The organism is Streptomyces sp. NPDC006208, from assembly GCF_040613775.1.
Lineage (GTDB): Bacteria > Actinomycetota > Actinomycetes > Streptomycetales > Streptomycetaceae > Streptomyces.
This window is the reverse complement of sequence record NZ_JBEXSW010000147.1, coordinates 1-1082: the sequence shown is the minus strand read 5'-3', so window position 1 is coordinate 1082 and position 1082 is coordinate 1. Positions and strand designations below refer to the sequence as shown.

Sequence of the window (1082 nt, the reverse complement as noted above, 5' to 3'; positions counted from 1 at the left end):
AACAGCTGCGTGATTCCGTGACGCTCCACCAGATGCCGGGCGAACAGCGCACCCAGACCACTGGTACCACCAGTGATCAGCACCGTCCCGGACGGGGCGAGCGCCTGTGGAACGGTGAGTACGACCTTGCCGATGTTGCGGCCCTCGCGCAGGAACCGGAACGCCTCAGGACCCCGGCGCACATCCCATGCGCGGACCGGCGCGTGCAACAGCGCACCCTGCTCAAACAGTGCGGAGATCTCGACCAGCATCTCCTGAAGACGGTCGATCCCCGCCCCGTCGAACATGTCGAACGACTCGTACCGCACACCGGGATGCGTACCGGCCACGGCCTGCGGCTCACGGACATCGGTCTTGCCCATCTCGATGAACCGGCCGCCACGAGGCAGCAGATCCAGGGAGGCGTCGACGAACTCGCCCGCGAGCGCGTTCAGGACCACATCCAGACCGGCACCGCCGGTCGCCTCCAGGAACGTCTCCCGGAAGGTGAGGTCGCGCGATGAGGCGATCCGCCCGTCCGCGACACCCAGCGCCCGCACCGCATCCCACTTGTGCGCACTCGCGGTCGCGAACACCTCCGCACCCAGGTGGTGGGCCAGCTGCACGGCGGCCATACCCACACCACCCGCCGCGGCGTGCACCAGCACCCGATCACCCGGACGCACACCCGCCAGTTCCACCAGACCGTAGTACGCCGTCAGATGCACCACCGGCACCGCCGCCGCCTGCACAAACGACCAGCCCGACGGCATCGGCACAACCATCCGCCGGTCCGCCACCGCCACCGGCCCGAACCCCTCAGGCACGAACCCGAACACCCGGTCGCCCGGCTTCAGGTCCGTGACGGCTTCACCGACTTCCTGCACCACACCGGCGGCCTCACTGCCGAGCGGTGCCTCGCCCGGGTACATCCCCAGCGCAATCAGCACGTCCCGGAAGTTCACACCCGCTGCCCGGACGTGGACCCGCACCTCACCGGCACCCAGTGGACGTCCGCCGTCGGACGGGACGAGTGCCAGGTCCTCCAGCGAACCGGCCCGGCCGACCGCCAGCCGCCACGCCTCACCCGCCGGCAGCGACGC

The 1082-nt window shown here is 70.0% G+C and carries 1 protein-coding gene; it reads right to left on the bottom strand.

Annotated features, from left to right (window positions below):
- Positions 1-1082 (bottom strand): MDR/SDR family oxidoreductase (locus ABZ208_RS39145; protein ID WP_356914208.1); only part of this gene is annotated, 1082 nt, incomplete at both ends.